We start from the raw sequence: 16,458 nt of genomic DNA on the forward strand, positions 1-16,458 counted from the left end.
CACAGCTCCAGCGGAGGACGCCCAGCCGGTTCTCCGCGCGGCCGGGCGACGCGGGCCGCGCGTCTACCCGCCGCCGGAGCTGGCAAACCCGCTGCTCAACCCCAGATGGCGTGGGCCAGCGCGACACCGGCGAACGCGGCGCCCAGCCCAGCGCCGACGCTGACGCCGGCGTTGATCAGCGCGTAGCGGCGGGCGCCGTCCTCGAAGAGCCGGACGGTTTCGTAACCGAAGGTCGAGTAGGTGGTCAACGCCCCGCACAGGCCGGTGCCGAGCAGGGCGACCAGGGACCCGGGCACCGCGTGCGAAGCCGCGCCACCGATGAGGACGCCGAGCATGAGCGAGCCCGCGACGTTGACGGCAAAGGTGCCCCAGGGAAACGCGGAGCCGTGCCGGGCCTGCACGGCCCGGTCGACCAGATAGCGCAGCGGGGCGCCGAGTGCGGCACCGAGCGCCACGAGGATCACCGTCATCCGACGCCCCGACGCGAACCGGTGCTGCTCGGCGGCGATCCGCTGGTGGCCGCGCGATCCGTCACCAAGCGGGTCAGCGTCATCCCGGTCCGAACCGCGGTGAGCGCGGCGACGAGGGTGCCGGCGAGGTACAGCAGCGCGGTCCGCGCCGCGCCGGCGGCCACCGCCTGCTGCACCTCGACCGCGTAGGTGGAGAAGGTGGTGTATCCGCCGAGGACGCCGACGCCGAAGAAGGGCCGGACCAGTCGTGGTGCGTGGCAGACCTCGGTGATCAGGACCATGAGCACGCCGATGAGCAGGCAGCCCGAGACGTTGGCGGCGAAGGTGGCCCAGGGAAAGCCGCCGGGCGTGGGTGGGAAGGCCACGGCGAGCCCGTGCCGGCCCACCGCGCCGACCATGCCGCCGACGGCGATCGCGGCGAGCAGGCTGGCGCGGCCCTCCCGGAGTTCGGCGCGCTGGCGCGCAACGCCGAGGTCGACATCCGGGTCGGTCGGCGGTCGCTCAGGCCGCACAGGTCCACCTCCTACCAGTGCACGGTATAGCGCCGCCGAACTCACCTGCGGTCCGCACCCGGCGCGCCGGTTCCACCAAGTCGACCTGGCCAGGCGATTCGGCACGCCGACAGGGGTGGACCGATGCCCGGGTCGGCAGTGACCATAGGTAACTGTTCGATCGCGTGGAGGTGACCATGGCGGCTGTACCGACCCGGTGGCGTGTCCGACCGCGGCAAGCCGGGCCGACGGCTGCCGAATCCGTGCTACCGGAGCTGCGGGCGACGTGGTGGGAGACGGGCGTGCGGGCCCGGGCGGAGGCGGGACTCTTCGCCGTCTTCGCCGAGCTGCCCCGGCTGGTCTGGGCGGCTCTGGGGATCAGCTGGCGGGCGGACCGGCTGCGTACCTCGGTGGTGGCCGTCGCCACGGTCGGTGCCGGTGTGATGGCCACGTTCGGGCTGCTGGCCACCCAGCGGGTGCTGGTGGAACTGTTCGCGGGTGGGCCGACCGGGGACAAGGTGGTCGCGGCCCTGCCGGCGCTCGTGGTGCTGGCTGGCGCGACCGCGATCCGCGCCGGGATGGGCATCGCCACCGGGTACGCGCTCAACGGGCTGACGCCGAGGGTGAGTCGCGAGGTCGAGCGGGGCCTGTTCGAGGTGACCACGGCGGTGCGGTTGGAGGCGTTCGACGCGGATGCCTTCGCCGACGACATGGAACGCGCATCCCGGGGCACCGACTCCGTCATCGACCTGGTGCAGGCGTCGATGAACCTGCTCGCCGGGCTGGTCGGGGTGATCGGGGTGGCGGTCGCCGTGGTGCTGATCCACCCGATGTTGCTGCTGGCGCTGCTGGTGGCGACGGTGCCGAACGCGTGGGCGTCGCTGCGGGCGGGACACCTGCGGTACCAGACCTACATCGCCGGTTCGGTACGGCGGCGCCGGCAGTGGCTGCTGCACCGGCTGATGGCCGAACGCGACTCCGCCCCGGAGCTGCGTTCGTACGGGCTGCGCCGATTCCTGCTCGACCAGTACGACCGGGTGATGGGGGTGGAGACCGACATCCAGCTCCTGCTGGCCCGCCGGGTCACCACGACCACCACGCTGGGCGCGACGATCGGGGGAGTGGCGACCGGCGTGGTGTACGTCCTGCTCGGCGTGCTGCTGGTCGACGGACAGATCCCGCTCGCCGCCGCCGCGACCTGCGTGATCGCGGTGCAGGCGGCGCAGCGCTCGCTCTCCACCGTCACCTTCCAGGTCGACCGCGTCTACACCGAGGGGCAGCACTTCCGTGACTACACCGGGTTCATGACCCGCGCCGCCGCCTACCTGCCCAGCCAGTCGGGCGCGGGCACGCCGGACCCGCTGCGCGTACTGACTGTCGACGGGGTGAGCCTGTGCTACCCCGAGCGGGACAGCCCGGCGGTGGATCGCGTGACGCTGACCATCGAGGCGGGGCAGACGGTGGCCTTTGTCGGGGAGAACGGGTCGGGCAAGAGCAGCCTCGCCGCGATGATCGCCACCTTGCGTACGCCCAGCGAGGGGGTCATCCGGTGGAACGGCGTGCCGCTGTCGGAGTGGGACCGCGACGGGCTGGGCGCCCGGATCGCGGTGGTCACCCAGGAGTACCACAAGTGGCCGTTTACGGCGGCCACGAACATCGCCATCGGCGACATCGACGCCGAGGCCCGGCAGGACCGGATCGAGGCCGCCGCCGCCCGCGCGGTCGCCCACGACACGATCCGCGAGCTGCCGTACGGCTACGAGACGCTGCTGGATCGCACCTTCGCCAACGGTCAGGACCTCTCCGGTGGGCAGTGGCAACGGATCACCGCCGCCCGCGGGTTCCTCCGCGACGCCGAACTGCTGGTGATGGACGAGCCGTCCTCCGCACTCGACCCGCGTGCGGAGAACGCGCTGTTCCAGGCCATCCGTGACCGGCAGGGCCGGGTGACCACCATCCTCATCACCCACCGGCTGGCCAACGTCCGGCACGCGGACCGGATCTTCGTCCTGCACCACGGGCGGCTGGTCGAGGCGGGCACCCATGACGAGCTGATGACCGCCGGCGGCCGTTACGCCGAGCTGTTCACCATCCAGGCCGCCGGCTACGCGGAGGCCGACCGGGTGCCCACCCCGTACCCCGCCCCGCCCGGTTGATCACCGAGCGCCTGGGCTCGCGCTGCCGCGCCGGCGCCGGAACAGCACCGCTCCGACCACCAGGGCGACCAGCGCCAGGCCGCCGGCGAGCAGCCCGATCAGCAGGCCGGAGCCACCGGACGAGTCATCGGCGGAGGGGCTGGCGGCAGCGGCGGAGGTCGGCGCGGCGGTCGGGGTCGCGGGCGTCGTCTCCGCCGACTCGCTCGGCTCGGCGCTCGGGGAGGGCTCGGCGGTGGCGGTGGGGTCGGCGACGGTGAACTTGTACGACCCCTGCACCGGGTGCCCGTCGAGGGAGACCACCCGGTACGCGACCGTGTAGACGCCGTTGGCCAGCGGTGCGTCGATGGTGATCGTGCTCTTGGTGCCGGAGACGTCCGGCTCGCTGGTGGCCACCGGCTGCTTGTCGGCGTCGCTGAGCGTGATGGTGGTGAACTTGGGGTTCAGCCTCTCCATGAACTCCAGCGTGACCTTGGTCGGTGCGGTGTCGAGTTCGGCGTCCTGGGTGGGGGTCGCCTTGCGCAGAACGTTGTGCGCGTACGCGGGGGAGGCGGGTGCGATCAGCAGGGCCGCCGCGGCCAGCGCGGCGGCGAGTCCGGTGGCGAACGGGCGGCGGAGGTGGCGAAGCATGGGATCCATTCTCCTCGTCAGTCGAACAGTTGCTGCCCGACCCCGGTGGACACGTACTACCTCTGGAAAACCGATGTCGTGAAGATGGTCGCCCCAACCCGCCCGAAAGTTCCCCCCACCCCGGTAACCCGAGTCACTCCCCCGCACGGCCACCCTCCGCGATCTTGCACTTTCTGTCCCCGCGAAGCCGAACAAAAGGTGCACAAGGGCGACCGAAAGTGCAAGATCGACGGGGCGGGGAGGGTGGGGGTGGGGCGTAGGGTGGGCGGCGGCGGAGCTGCTCGGGGGCGGCTCGCTGCGAGCCGCGACGGGCGCGGGCACGGGGAGGACCAACTGATGAGCGGGGTACGGCTGCGCACCGCCCTGGCCGCGGTCACCGCGCTCGCGGTGCTGGGCCTGAGCGGGTGCGGCGACGACTCGACCGGCCGGCCCGCCGCTGCCGGCCGCATCGACGGACAGCTCACCGTGCTCGCCGCCGCGTCGCTGACCGAGTCGTTCACCCGGATCGGTCAGGACTTCGAGACGGCGCACCCGGGCGTGCGGGTGATCCTCACCTTCGCCGGCAGCTCCGCCCTGGCCAACCAGATCAACGAGGGCGCACCAGCGGACGTGTTCGCTTCGGCCGCCCCGGCCAACATGGCCGCCGTGATCGAGGCGGGCAACGGCGACGGCGACCCGGTCACCTTCGCCCGCAACCAGCTCGTCATCGCCGTACCCGAGGGGAATCCGGACGCGGTGACCGGCCTGCACGATCTGACCAGGCTCGGCGCGAAGGTCGCGCTCTGCGCCGAACAGGTGCCGTGCGGGGCGGTGGCGTGCAGGGCGCTGGACGCCGCCGGTGTGGCGCTCACCCCGGTCACCCTCGAGCGGGACGTCAAGGCGGCGCTGGCCAAGGTACGGCTGGGCGAGGTCGACGCCGCGCTGGTCTACCGCACCGATGTCCGGGCCGCCGCCGAAGACGTCGACGGGATCGAGTTCCCCGAGTCGGCCGAGGCGATCAACGAGTACCCGATCGTCGTGCTGAAGGACACGGCCAACCGGCCCACCGCCCGGGCGTTCGTCGAGTACGTCCGCTCCGACGCCGGCCGCGGCGTGCTCACCGCGGCCGGGTTCCAGGCGCCGTAGCCGGTGTCCCGCCTCGACAACGAGGTGGCGCGGCCCGGCACGCTCGCGCCACCGACTCCCACCCGACACGCCACCCGACGCATTGGCCGGACGCCGATGGCGCTGCTGCTGCCCGCCGCGCTCGGGCTGCTCTTCCTCGTGCTGCCGCTGGTAGGACTGCTCGCCCGGGCTCCGTGGAGCACGCTGCCGCAGCGGCTCACCGAACCGGCCGTGCTCACCGCGCTGCGGCTGTCGATGCAGACCGCCACCCTGGCCACCCTGCTCTGCCTGGCCCTCGGCGTACCCCTGGCCTGGTTGCTGGCCCGCGTCCGGTTCCCCGGCCGCCGGGTGGTACGCGCCCTGGTCACCGTGCCGCTCGTGCTGCCGCCGGTGGTCGGCGGCGTGGCCCTGCTGCTGGTCTTCGGTCGTCGCGGGCTGGTCGGCTCCTGGCTCGACGCGACGTTCGGCATCACCCTGCCGTTCACCACCACCGCGGTGGTGCTCGCCGAGGCGTTCGTCGCCATGCCGTTCCTGATCATCGCCGTGGAGGGGGCGCTGCGGGGCGCCGACACCCGCTACGAGGAGGCCGCGGCCACCCTCGGTGCCGGCCGGTGGACCACCTTCACCCACGTCACGCTGCCGCTCGTGGCACCCGGGGTGGCCGCCGGAGCCGTGCTCTGCTGGGCCCGCGCGCTCGGCGAGTTCGGTGCCACCATCACTTTCGCCGGCAACTACCCCGGCCGTACGCAGACCATGCCGGTGGCCGTCTACCTCGCCCTGGAGACCGACCTGGAGGCCGCGATCGTGCTCAGCCTCATTCTGCTCACCGTCTCCGTGGTGATCCTCGCCAGCCTCCGCGACCGCTGGACCGGCCGATGACCGCCGCCGGGCCGCTGCTCGACGCCCACCTGGTGGTGGACCGGGGCGGCTTCCTGCTCGACCTGCCGCTGACCATCGGTCCGGGCGAGGTCGTCGCGCTGCTCGGGCCCAACGGTGCCGGCAAGACCACCGCCCTGCGTGCGCTGGCCGGCCTGCTTCCGCTCTCGGCCGGGCACCTCACCCTGGCCGGGCGCGAGCTGGACCACCCCGGCCGCCGGACGTGGACCCCCACCGAGCACCGCCCGATCGGCGTGGTGTTCCAGGAGTACCTCCTCTTTCCGCACCTCAGCGCGCTGGACAACGTGGCCTTCGGTCCGCGTCGACGCGGCCTCGACCGGCAGCAGGCCCGGCAGCGGGCGGCCGACTGGCTCGGCCGGATGGGGCTGACCGAGCATGCCCGCCGCAAGCCCCGGCAGCTCTCCGGCGGGCAGGCCCAGCGGGTCGCCCTGGCCCGCGCTCTCGCTGTCGAGCCGGCGCTGCTGCTGCTCGACGAGCCGCTGGCCGCCCTCGACGCGCGTACCCGCCTGGACACCCGGGCCCAACTGCACCAGCACCTCACCGCTCATCCCGGTGCCACCCTGCTGGTCACCCACGACCCGCTCGACGCCCTGGTGCTCGCCGACCGGCTCGTCATCATCGAGGACGGTCTCGTGGTCCAGGCGGGCACCGCCGCCACCATCACCGCCCAACCCCGCACCGACTACGTGGCCCGGCTGGTCGGGCTCAACCTCTACCGGGGCCGGGCGAGCGGGCAGCGGATCCGGCTCACCGACGGCTTCGGGCTCACCACCGGTGACCGGCACGACGGCGAGGTCTTCGTGGCCTTCCCGCCCTCGGCCGTGGCCCTGCACCCGGGGCAGCCCGACGGCAGTCCCCGCAACACCTGGCCGGCCACCATCACCGGGGTGCAACGGCACGGCGACAACCTGCGGATCCAGCTCACCGGCCCGATCGAGGTGGCCGCCGACGTCACCCCGGCCGCCGCTGCCCAGCTGCGGCTGGCTCCCGGGCAACCGGTCTGGGCCGCGGTCAAGGCCGCCGAGACCCGCGCCTATCCCGCCGCATAGCGTCCGCCCGCGAAGATCCTCAGCCCGGTGGGCGCAGCTGGACCCGGCGCAGCAACTGGGCGTTGAGCGCGACGACGATGGTGGAGGCCGACATCAGCACCGCGGCGACGGCCGGGCTCAGCGTCACCCCGGCCCAGGCCAGGACACCGGCGGCGAGCGGCAGGGCGACCACGTTGTAGCCGGCGGCCCAGGTCAGGTTCTGGATCATCTTCCGGTACGCGGCCCGGGACAGCCGGATCACCCCGGTGACGCCGCGCGGGTCGGAGGAGGCGAGCACCACTCCGGCGGACTCGATGGCCACGTCGGTGCCCGCGCCGATCGCGATGCCGACGTTCGCGCGGGCCAGGGCGGGAGCGTCGTTGACCCCGTCACCCACCATCGCCACCCGCAGTCCCCGGCGTTGCAGGTCCGCCACCGCGTCGTCCTTGTCCGCCGGCAGCACCTCGGCGAGGACCTCGTCCTCGCCGGGTCGGAACCCCAGATCGGCGGCGACCGCCTCGGCGACCGGTCGCGCGTCCCCGGTGATCATGACGATCTTGCGTACGCCCTGCTTCCGCAGGTCGGCGATGGCCTGGCGGGCCTCCGGTCGTACCTCGTCCTCAAGTGCGAGCGCACCGAGCACGTCGGCCCGGCCGTCGTCCGGGCGCAGCAGGTACAGCACTGCGGCGCCCCGTCGGGACCAGTCGTCCCGTTGGCCGGCGAGGTCGTCGGGGACGGTGGCGTCGAACTCCCGCAGCAGCGCCGGGCCGCCGACCGCGTAGCCGGTCCCGTCGACCTCGGCGCGTACCCCACGACCGGGCAGCGCCTGGAAGCCCGTCGCGGTCTGCCGCAGACCCCGCTCGGCGGCGACGGCGACGATTGCCCGAGCCAGTGGGTGTTCGCTGTCGGCCTCCACCGCAGCGGCGACGGCGAGCACCTCCGCCTCGCTGCCGCTGCCGGTGGCGGCGACGCCGGTGACGACGTGCTCGCCCCGGGTCAGGGTGCCGGTCTTGTCGAACAGCACGGTGTCCACGGTGCGCATCCGCTCCAGTGCCAGCCGGTCCTTGACCAGGATGCCGTCCTTCGCGGCCACCGCCGTGGAGAGGGCGATCACCAGCGGGATGGCCAGGCCGAGCGCGTGCGGGCAGGCGATGACCAGCACGGTCACGGTGCGGACGACCGCCCCGCCCAGGTTGCCGAGCACCGTCCACACGACGAGCGTGACCACCGCGGTGCCGGTGGCGATGTAGAACAACCAGGCCGCGAACCGGTCGGCCAACAGCTGCGCGCGACCGCTGGACCGCTGCGCCTGCGTCACCAACCGGGCAATGCCGGCCAGTGCGGTGTCCTCGCCCACCGCGTCGATCCGGACCCGGAGCGCCGCGTCCGTGGCCACCGTACCGGCCACCACCCGATCGCCGGTCGACCGGGACATCGGTCTCGACTCGCCCGTGATCATCGACTCGTCCAGTTCGGCCTGGCCGTCGACGATCCGCCCGTCCGCCGGCACCCGCCCACCCGGGCGCACCAGGACCAGGTCACCGACGTGCAAGTCGGCCACCGGGACCCGCCCGGGCTGGCCCTCCGGGTCCAGCCGTTCCGCGTCGTCGGGCAGGAGCGCGGCCAACGCCGACAGGGCGCTCTGGGCCTGTCCGATCGCCTTCATCTCCTGCCAGTGCCCGAGCAGCATGATCGTGACCAGGGCGGCCAGTTCCCACCAGAAGTCCAGGTCGAACGCGCCGAGCGCGGTGGCCAGCGACGCCACGTAGGCCACGCTGATCGCCATCGCGATCAGCAGCATCATGCCCGGCGCGCGATCCCGGACCTCGCGCGCCGCGCCCTGGAGGAACGGCCACCCGCCGTACCCGAAAACCACCGTGCCCAGCACCGGACCGACGAGGTCGATCCCGGGAAACTCCAGCCGGTAGCCGAACCAGCCCATCACCATGTGGCTGGTGACCACGATCGGCAGGGTCAGGGCCAGACTCAGCCAGAACTTGCGGCGGAACGCCTCCGGATCGTGCCCCGCATGCTTGTCACGCCCTCCATGCCCATGGCCTCCGTGCCCCCCGTGCATCTCATCGCCCCCTCGGCCACATGCAGATGTTGGTACGGAGGCACCCTCTCCGGGGTGCTTTCGCGCCAAAGATATCGACGCGGCCGGGATCCGGCGGTGTGGGGGGAGCGACGTTCACGTCGGACGGGAAGGGGCGGGTCCGGGCATCGCCTGTCCGGATATTAATGTATGACAATCGGCGTCGCGGACGTCGCGATCGTGCACTCAAGTATCCTCCGACCCGTTAATCACCTTCCGGAAGGGGGATCATGATCCTGCGGGGCCTCATGGTCATGGTAGGAATGCGCTTCGACGTGGGCGTGTCGCCCACACTCCACCATGTACCCGACACGCGTGTCGGGTCCTGCCGCGATCAACATCGATGATGCAAGGGGGCGGAGTAAGCCAGTGATACGTGCGGTAGCGGCAGGTGCAGTGCGCACACACGCCGAAGCGCGCCGGGGGTGGCTCGCCCGTGGCAGCATCGTTCGCCTGCTGCGACTACTGGTTGCGGTGCCATTGGTCGCTGTCATCGCCTTCGCCGGCCTGGCCCTGCAGGGGACGGTCCGCCAGGTGATGACCGCGGACACCGTGCACGACCTGGTCAGGCTCTCCACGCAGGCGGGCGCGCTGGCCCGTGCGCTTCAGGCCGAGCGGGTGATCGCCGCGGTCGAGCTGACCACCCGGAGCCAGGCAGCCAGCGCCCGCTTCGACGAGCAGGTGGCGCGGACGGACACGGAGATCGCCGAGTTCCGGCGGGGGCGTGCGGAGGTGACGGCCAACATTCCCGCCCTGCAACGGGTCGACGCCGGGCTGACCGCGCTGAGCACCCTGCGCGAGCAGGTGCGCTCCAGCCCACGCGCCACGCTCTCCGCGGTCGCCTTCAGCTACCGCATCCTCGTCGCCGACCTGCTCGCCTTCCGCGCGTCCGTGGCCACCGACACCTCGACCCGAATCGCCGACGACGTCCGGGCCGGGGTCGCGGTGTCGGAGGCGGGTGAGGCGATCGGCCAGCTCCAGGTCATCGTGCTGCGTAGCCTCGCCGGCGGCGAGCTGACCCCGGCCGGGCAGCAGGAGATCGTCGGCGCGCAGGCCCGCTTCGCCGAGGCCAGCAACGCGTTCCTGTCCCTCGCCGAGCCCAGGTGGGTGGCGAACTGGGAGCAGATCGGCACCGACCAGCAGGTGGTCGCCGCGCAGCGGCTTCAGGACCAGGTGGGCCGGACACTGCCCGGCGACCGACTGACGGCCGACGCGAACGCCTGGGTCGAGGCCACCGACGGCTGGATCAGCCGGATGTTCCAGATCCAGGGCGAGGTGGACCGCGCGGTGGCCGACCGGGTGGCGGCCGAGCGCGGAGAACTCCTCCGCGACGCGCTGTTGCAGAGCGTCGGCATTCTCGTCGTGCTGGTGATCACCGCCGTACTCACCGCTGTGGTGGCCCGGCGGATCACCCGCCGCCTGCGGTCCCTGCGCAACACGGTGACCAAGGTGGCGTACGACCGGCTGCCCGCCGTGGTCCGTGAGCTCAACGCGGCCCCGCCCGGCACCGTGCGGCCGAACGAGGTGGCCGACCACTCGGTGTCGGAGTTCCAGATCACCGGTAACGACGAGATCGCCGAGGTGGCGACCGCGACCCGGGCGCTGCACCGGGAGGCGGTCCGGATCGCCGGCGAGCAGGCGGTGATGCGGGCCAACATCTCCGAGATCTTCGTGCACCTGTCCCGCCGCGAGCAGCGACTGGTCGACGCGATGCTCGCCCAGGTCGACCTGGTGGAGCGCGACGAGGCCGACCCGGAGCGGCTCCAGCAGCTGTACCAGCTGGACCACCTCGCCACCCGGATGGCCCGGATCAACCAGAGCCTGCTGGTGCTCGGCGGTTCCGGTATCTCCCGGGTACGCCAGGAACCGGTCCCGCTGGACCACGTGATCCAGGCCGCGCTCTCCCAGATCGAGCACTACACCCGGGTTCGGATCGGCAGCGTCGACCGGGAGCTGTGCATCGCCGGCCCCGCGGTGGACGAGACCGTGCACCTGCTCGCCGAGCTGTTGGACAACGCGACCGGGTACTCCCCACCGGAGAGCGAGGTGCTGGTCACCGGGCACGCGCTCTCCGACCGGGCCATCGTGCAGGTGGTGGACCAGGGCGTCGGGCTCTCCACCCAGCGGTGCGACCAGCTCAACGCGGCGCTCGCCAACCCGGCGTCGGTCGACGTGTCGGGAGTGCGGGCGATGGGCCTCACCGTGGTCGCCCGGCTCGCCGCCCGGCACGGTGTCGGGGTCGAGCTACGCCCCGGACCGACGCGCGGCACGGTGGCCGAGATCGCGATGCCCGCGGTGATCGTCGTACGCCGACCGGTCCAGCGCCCGGAGCCGGTGGATGTCCCGGTGGGCCCGGCGCGATCGTCCGCTGTTGGCGTGCAACCGGTCACGCCCACCGCCCCCCGTGCCGGCACCCCCGTGGCCGGCGTCGGTCAGGCCATGCCCGGCACCGCGCGGGTTCCCGCCGGGGCCGGCGTCGGTCAGGCCATGTCCGACACCGCACTGCTTCCCGTCGTGTCCCGGCCGGCCGGTGCCGGGCAGGCTGTGGCACCCGCCAGCCCCCCTCCGGCGCGCGCCACACCCGCCCCGCTGTTCCAGCCGACGGCCGGGACCGCCGCGGCGTCGTCGGACCAACGCGCGGTGAACGGCTGGTTCAAGACCGCGTTGGACGGCGACTCGGTGGCGATCACCTGGCCGGTCGATGCCGGCGAGAAGTGGGCAGCCGCCACGATGGCACTGCCGACCCAGGCCCCACCGTCGTCCACCCAGGTCGGGTTGCCGCGTCGCGTACCGCAGCCGCACCTGATCCCCGACGCCCGGAAACCGGCTGCCGACGCGCCGCGCAAGCTCGACCCGTCCGCCGTGGCGGCGGCGATGTCGGCCTATGCCAAGGGTGTCGCCGGGCGCCGGGCCCCCGCCGCCTCCTGACGCCGAATCCCAACCCCCTCACTCCCCCCTCACCTGGAGCGACGCCGTGACGAGCCCGAACGACCTGAGCTGGCTGCTGCAGAATTTTGTCGGCCGTACCCCCGAGGTCAGCCACGCCCTCGCCATCTCGACCGACGGGCTGGTCCTGGCGCACAACCACGGCCTGCCCCGGGACCGGGCGGACCAGCTCGCCGCCACCGGAAGCGGACTCATCGCCCTGCTCGTCGGGGCCGCCCGGTTCTTCGAGGCCGGCTCGGTGATCTCCAACGTGACTCAGATGGAGGGGGGCTTCATGTTCTGCATGGCGTTCAGCGACGGGGCGTCCCTGCTCGTGCTGGCCTCACCCGCCTGCGACGTCGGTCAGGTCTCGTACGAGATGACCGACCTGGCGAACCGGATGGGTGAGGCGCTCACCCCGGCGGTGCGCTCCCAGCTGCTGGGGATGCTGTGACCGCCGCCCGCCCGGCCCGAGCCGCCGTCCCCGCCGCGCGGCGTCTGGTCGCCGCTTTCCTGACCGGCGTTCTGGCGTTCGGTGTCGCCGGCTGCGACGACGGGTCGGAGTCGGAGGCGCAGACCATCCGGATCGGAATGCTCACCGTCCTGGAGGGCTCCCTCCAGGCGCCCGGTTCGGAGCTGCGCGACGGGTTCCAGCTCTACCTGGACATGCGCGGCGGGCGGCTCGGCGGCCACCCAGCCGAGCTGGTCGTCGGCGACGAGGGTTACGACCCCAAGGTCGCCGTCGAGTCCGCCACGAAACTGTTGGAGCAGGACAAGGTCTCAGCGGTCACCGGCATGATCAACGGCGGCAGTGTCGCCGCCATCCATCCGCTCACCAACAAGCACAAGGTGCCGATCGTCGGCGGGCTGGGGCGCCCGGCGCTGACCGACGTCGCGTACGTCTGGCACACCAACCTGATCTCCGTCGAGCCGGGTGTGGCCATGGCGCCCTTCGTCAAGCAGCAGGTCAAGCGGGGCTCGGTCTACGCCATCGGGCCGGACTTCCAGAGCGGCCGGGATGAGCTGCGCGGTTTTGCGGAGACCTTCACCGAGCTCGGTGGCCGGCTGGCCAACCCGACCGGCAAGCCCGTCTTCAGCCCGTTCCCGGTCACCGAGGACTTCGGACCGTACCTGGACGAGATCGCCGAGTCCGGCGCGGCCGCGATCTACTGCTTCTTCGACGCGCAGAACGCCATCACCTTCGTCAAGCAGTACGCCAAGTCGAAGGTGTCCCACCTGCCGCTCTACGCGGCCGGCTTCGTGACGGAGCCGGCGAGCCTGCCCGAGCAGGGCGATGCGGCGGAGGGCATCTACAACGGTCTGAACTACTCGCCCGACCTCGACAACGCGGCCAACCGGGAGTTCGTCGCCGCCTGGAACGCGGCGTACCCGGGCCGGGTGCCCACCTCGGTGGTGATGGCGTCGTACGACGCGGCGGCCGTGCTGGACCGGGCGATCGCCGCGGCCGGCACCAACCCGAGCCCGGATGCGATCAACACCGCGATCGGCGGACTCGGGCAACTCACCAGCCCGCGCGGGCCGTGGCAGTTCGCGAAGACCACGCACGCGCCGATCCAGAAGTGGTATCTGCGCCAGGTCCGCCGGGACGGTCGAGCCCTGACCAACGTGGTCGTCTCGGAGCTGGCCACGCTCGGCGGCTGACCGTCCAGAGCGAATCTTTGGCCGGGCCTGTCTTCTTCGACAGGCCCGGCTTTTCGCAGGTCCGGCCGGGATCGGCACTCAGGAGGTCCGGCCGGGGCCGGCTTCGGCAGGTCGTTCTCGTGCTGTCGCACGTCGTTCCAGAAGGCCTCGGCTGGTGGTATGGTACCCCCCGTATTCCGCCATGCGGAATTCATTATTCACCATACGAAAGACTGGAGGTCGGGCGTGGCCACAGACGCCTCGGTGACGATCGTTGGACCGGCCGTTGTGGGCAGCGAGGACGTGCTCACCCCCGACGCGCTCGCGTTCGTCGCCGACCTGCACCGCCGTTTCCACGGCGACCGGGACCGGCTGCTCACCGAGCGGGTGCGGCGGCGTACCGAGATCGCCCGGACCGGGCGGCTGGACTTCCTGCCGGAGACGGCCGATGTCCGAGCGGGCACCTGGCAGGTGGCACCCGCCCCGGCCGACCTGCGTGACCGGCGAGTGGAGATCACCGGTCCCACCGACCGGAAGATGACGATCAACGCGCTGAACTCCGGGGCCAAGGTGTGGCTCGCCGACTTCGAGGACGCCACCGCCCCGACCTGGACGAACGTCGTCGCCGGCCAGCTCAACCTGACCGACGCCATCGAGCGCCGGATCGACTTCACCAGCCCGGAGGGCAAGCGCTACCAGCTCGGCGACGGGCCATTGCCGGCGATCGTGGTCCGGCCGCGCGGCTGGCACCTCGACGAACAGCACCTGTTGGTGGACGGGGCGCCGGCCGTCGCTGGCCTGGTCGACTTCGGCCTCTACTTCTTCCACAACGCGCGACGGCTGCTCGCCGCCGGCAGCGGGCCGTACTTCTACCTGCCCAAGCTGGAGGGGCACCGGGAGGCGCGGCTCTGGAACGACGTGTTCCGCCACGCGCAGGAGGCGCTGGGCATCCCGACCGGCACGATCCGCGCCACCGTGCTCATCGAGACCATCACCGCCGCGTTCGAGATGGACGAGATCCTCTACGAGCTGCGCGAGCACGCCTCGGGACTGAACGCCGGTCGCTGGGACTACCTGTTCAGCATCATCAAGACCTTCCGTGACGCCGGATCCGGGTTCGTGCTGCCCGAACGCAACTCGGTGACGATGACGGCCCCGATGATGCGGTCGTACACCGACCTGCTGGTCGCGACCTGCCACCGGCGGGGCGCGGTGGCGATGGGCGGGATGGCGGCCTTCATCCCGAACCGGCGGGAGCCGGAGATCACCGCGGCGGCCCTGGCCAAGGTGCGGGCGGACAAGGAACGCGAGGCCGGCGACGGCTTCGACGGCTCCTGGGTCGCGCACCCGGACCTGGTGCCGGTCTGCCGGGAGGTGTTCGACGCGGTTCTGGGGGACCGGCCGAACCAGGTCGAGCGGCAGCGGGACGATGTCAAGGTCACCGCCGAGGACCTGCTTGACATCGCGGCCACGCCGGGCTCGGTGACCGCGGCGGGGCTGCGTAACAACATCGCGGTCGGGCTGCGCTACATCGAGGCGTGGCTGCGCGGTACCGGCGCGGTGGCGATCTTCAACCTGATGGAGGACGCGGCCACGGCGGAGATCTCCCGTTCCCAGGTCTGGCAGTGGGTGCAGACCGGCACGGCGCTGGACAGCGGTGAGGTGGTCACGGCGGAGCGGGTCCGGGGCCTGATCGCCGAGGAGATCGACGCGCTCCGGACCGAGCTGGGCGCGGAGCGGTTCGCCGCCAGCCGGTACGAGGCGGCCCGCGAGGTGTTCGAGGAGGTCGCGCTCGGGGCGACCTACGTCGACTTCCTGACCCTGCCGGCGTACCGGTTGCTCGCCAGCTGAATCGATCGTCGCAACGCCGGTCGCGCGGGTCTGCCCGGCGGCCGGCGTTGCGGCCCGTGTGCAGGTGTCGCGGCCGGTCGGCGGTGTGCCGGCCGGCCGGGTGTGCCGGCCGTTCCGGTGTGGCTAGCGGGCCGCCCGGGGTGCCGGCAGCCCGGGGTAGGTGGCCCGGTTGGCCGCCGCGATCGCCGAGGACGACTGCTGCAGCAGCGGCACGGCCCTGGCGACCAGGCCGTCGTTGATCCGGGCGGTCGGCCCGGAGACCGACAGTGCCAGCGTGCTGGGCGGTCCGGGCACCGCCACCGCCACGCAGCGCACCCCGATCTCCTGCTCCCCGTCGTCTATCGCGTAGCCGTCCCGGCGTACCGACTGCAGCTGCCGCAGCAGGTCGTCCAGGCAGGTGATGGTGGTCGGCGTGGTGGCGACGAACTCGGTGTTGGCGTAGACCTCGGCGATCATCTGGTCGTCGAGCTGGGCGAGCATCGCCTTGCCGACCGCCGTCCGGTACGCCTCCACCCGGCGGCCGACCTCGGTGAACATCCGCATCTGGTGCCGGGAGGGAACCTGGGCCAGATAGACGATCTGCGTTCCTTCGAGGCGGGCCGCGTTGGCGGTCTCGCCGAGGGCGTCCACCAGCGCCGTCAGGTGCGGTCGGACCAGCGGGGCGATCATCGCCAGGGCCTGGTCGCCGAGGTGAACGAGCGCGCTGCCGAGCGCGTACCGCCGGTCCGGCTCCTGACGCAGGATGCCGGCGCCGATCAGGGTCCGGAGCAGCCGGTGGATGGTGGCGATCGGCAGTCCGGTGGCGCCCGCCAGTTCGGACAGCCCACACGGCGCTCCGGTGTCGGCGATGACGTTCATGATCTGCAACGCCCGCTTGACGGACTGGACGCCGCCGCCCTCGCCATCGCTCCCGCGCGCCATATCCCCTCGTTCCTGTACCGCTCCGGTCTCGCACACGCCAATGCCGCGCGGCGCACATCGTATGCCGTACGAGGGGTCCGGCGCTGCCGCCACCCGAGCGGATTCGGCTGCTGTCGCCGGAGTGCCCGCCCGGCCGACGGGAGTTCCACCGAACGAACACTTGACGAGCGCGATGTGGATACTAATATCCGCAGTGTGGAAAGCCACCCTGGCTGTCGGCGACCGATCGGTCGTGCCGTGCACCACGGGGTG

The 16,458-nt window shown here is 72.3% G+C and carries 13 protein-coding genes; 8 read left to right on the forward strand and 5 right to left on the reverse strand.

Annotated elements, in window-relative coordinates:
- Nucleotides 1–95: 95 nt before the first annotated feature.
- On the reverse strand, nucleotides 96–470 hold the full coding sequence (gene crcB, locus IEY61_RS08960) for a fluoride efflux transporter CrcB (RefSeq protein ID WP_189042416.1): 375 nt from the start codon (nucleotides 468–470) through the stop codon (nucleotides 96–98).
- Complete coding sequence (gene crcB / locus IEY61_RS08965) at nucleotides 467–982, reverse strand: fluoride efflux transporter CrcB (protein WP_189042417.1); 516 nt, start codon at nucleotides 980–982, stop codon at nucleotides 467–469. Before crcB (IEY61_RS08965) ends, crcB (IEY61_RS08960) begins: the two co-directional genes overlap by 4 nt.
- A 176-nt stretch (nucleotides 983–1,158) precedes the next feature.
- Here crcB (IEY61_RS08965) and IEY61_RS08970 point away from each other — a divergent pair, with 176 nt between their 5' ends.
- Nucleotides 1,159–3,117: an ABC transporter ATP-binding protein gene (locus tag IEY61_RS08970; RefSeq protein WP_189042418.1), complete on the forward strand. Its 1,959-nt coding sequence runs from the start codon at nucleotides 1,159–1,161 to the stop codon at nucleotides 3,115–3,117.
- Here the strand turns inward: IEY61_RS08970 and IEY61_RS08975 are convergent, their stop codons facing one another.
- The gene (locus tag IEY61_RS08975) at nucleotides 3,118–3,744 is read right to left on the reverse strand and encodes a copper resistance CopC family protein (protein ID WP_373293115.1); all 627 of its coding nucleotides are present in this window, start codon (nucleotides 3,742–3,744) and stop codon (nucleotides 3,118–3,120) included.
- A gap of 351 nt (nucleotides 3,745–4,095) precedes the next feature.
- Between IEY61_RS08975 and modA the strand changes: the two genes are divergently transcribed.
- From modA to IEY61_RS08990, 3 genes are all read left to right on the forward strand, one after another.
- Nucleotides 4,096–4,869, forward strand: coding sequence for a molybdate ABC transporter substrate-binding protein (modA, locus tag IEY61_RS08980; protein WP_373293121.1), 774 nt, complete (start codon nucleotides 4,096–4,098; stop codon nucleotides 4,867–4,869).
- 96 nt (nucleotides 4,870–4,965) lie between these two features.
- Nucleotides 4,966–5,727, forward strand: coding sequence for an ABC transporter permease (locus IEY61_RS08985; RefSeq protein ID WP_229705785.1), 762 nt, complete (start codon nucleotides 4,966–4,968; stop codon nucleotides 5,725–5,727).
- Complete coding sequence (locus tag IEY61_RS08990; RefSeq protein WP_189042421.1) at nucleotides 5,724–6,794, forward strand: ABC transporter ATP-binding protein; 1,071 nt, start codon at nucleotides 5,724–5,726, stop codon at nucleotides 6,792–6,794. The genes IEY61_RS08985 and IEY61_RS08990 overlap by 4 nt, the downstream gene beginning before the upstream one ends.
- A gap of 19 nt (nucleotides 6,795–6,813) precedes the next feature.
- Here IEY61_RS08990 and IEY61_RS08995 read toward each other — a convergent pair whose 3' ends face one another.
- Nucleotides 6,814–8,850, reverse strand: coding sequence for a heavy metal translocating P-type ATPase (locus IEY61_RS08995; protein ID WP_189042422.1), 2,037 nt, complete (start codon nucleotides 8,848–8,850; stop codon nucleotides 6,814–6,816).
- Nucleotides 8,851–9,342: 492 nt separating this feature from the next.
- On the opposite strand from IEY61_RS08995, the gene IEY61_RS09000 reads away from it, so the two are divergent.
- The 4 genes from IEY61_RS09000 to aceB all read left to right on the forward strand — a co-directional run bounded on the left by IEY61_RS09000 (nucleotide 9,343) and on the right by aceB (nucleotide 15,285).
- On the forward strand, nucleotides 9,343–11,796 hold the full coding sequence (locus IEY61_RS09000; RefSeq protein WP_189042423.1) for a sensor histidine kinase: 2,454 nt from the start codon (nucleotides 9,343–9,345) through the stop codon (nucleotides 11,794–11,796).
- Nucleotides 11,797–11,842: 46 nt separating this feature from the next.
- A complete protein-coding gene (locus tag IEY61_RS09005; protein ID WP_189042424.1) occupies nucleotides 11,843–12,247 on the forward strand; it encodes a roadblock/LC7 domain-containing protein in 405 nt (134 codons plus the stop codon).
- The gene (locus tag IEY61_RS09010; RefSeq protein ID WP_229705771.1) at nucleotides 12,244–13,455 is read left to right on the forward strand and encodes an ABC transporter substrate-binding protein; all 1,212 of its coding nucleotides are present in this window, start codon (nucleotides 12,244–12,246) and stop codon (nucleotides 13,453–13,455) included. Before IEY61_RS09005 ends, IEY61_RS09010 begins: the two co-directional genes overlap by 4 nt.
- A 243-nt stretch (nucleotides 13,456–13,698) precedes the next feature.
- Nucleotides 13,699–15,285, forward strand: a complete 1,587-nt coding sequence (aceB, locus tag IEY61_RS09015) for a malate synthase A (protein WP_229705772.1) — start codon at nucleotides 13,699–13,701, stop codon at nucleotides 15,283–15,285.
- A 123-nt stretch (nucleotides 15,286–15,408) separates the two neighbouring features.
- On the opposite strand, the gene IEY61_RS09020 is transcribed toward aceB, so the two are convergent.
- Complete coding sequence (locus IEY61_RS09020; protein WP_189042428.1) at nucleotides 15,409–16,206, reverse strand: IclR family transcriptional regulator; 798 nt, start codon at nucleotides 16,204–16,206, stop codon at nucleotides 15,409–15,411.
- Nucleotides 16,207–16,458 lie beyond the last annotated feature (252 nt).

Origin of the sequence: Micromonospora sonchi, from assembly GCF_014646235.1 — a bacterium.
In the GTDB taxonomy this organism is placed as follows: Bacteria; Actinomycetota; Actinomycetes; order Mycobacteriales; family Micromonosporaceae; genus Micromonospora; species Micromonospora sonchi.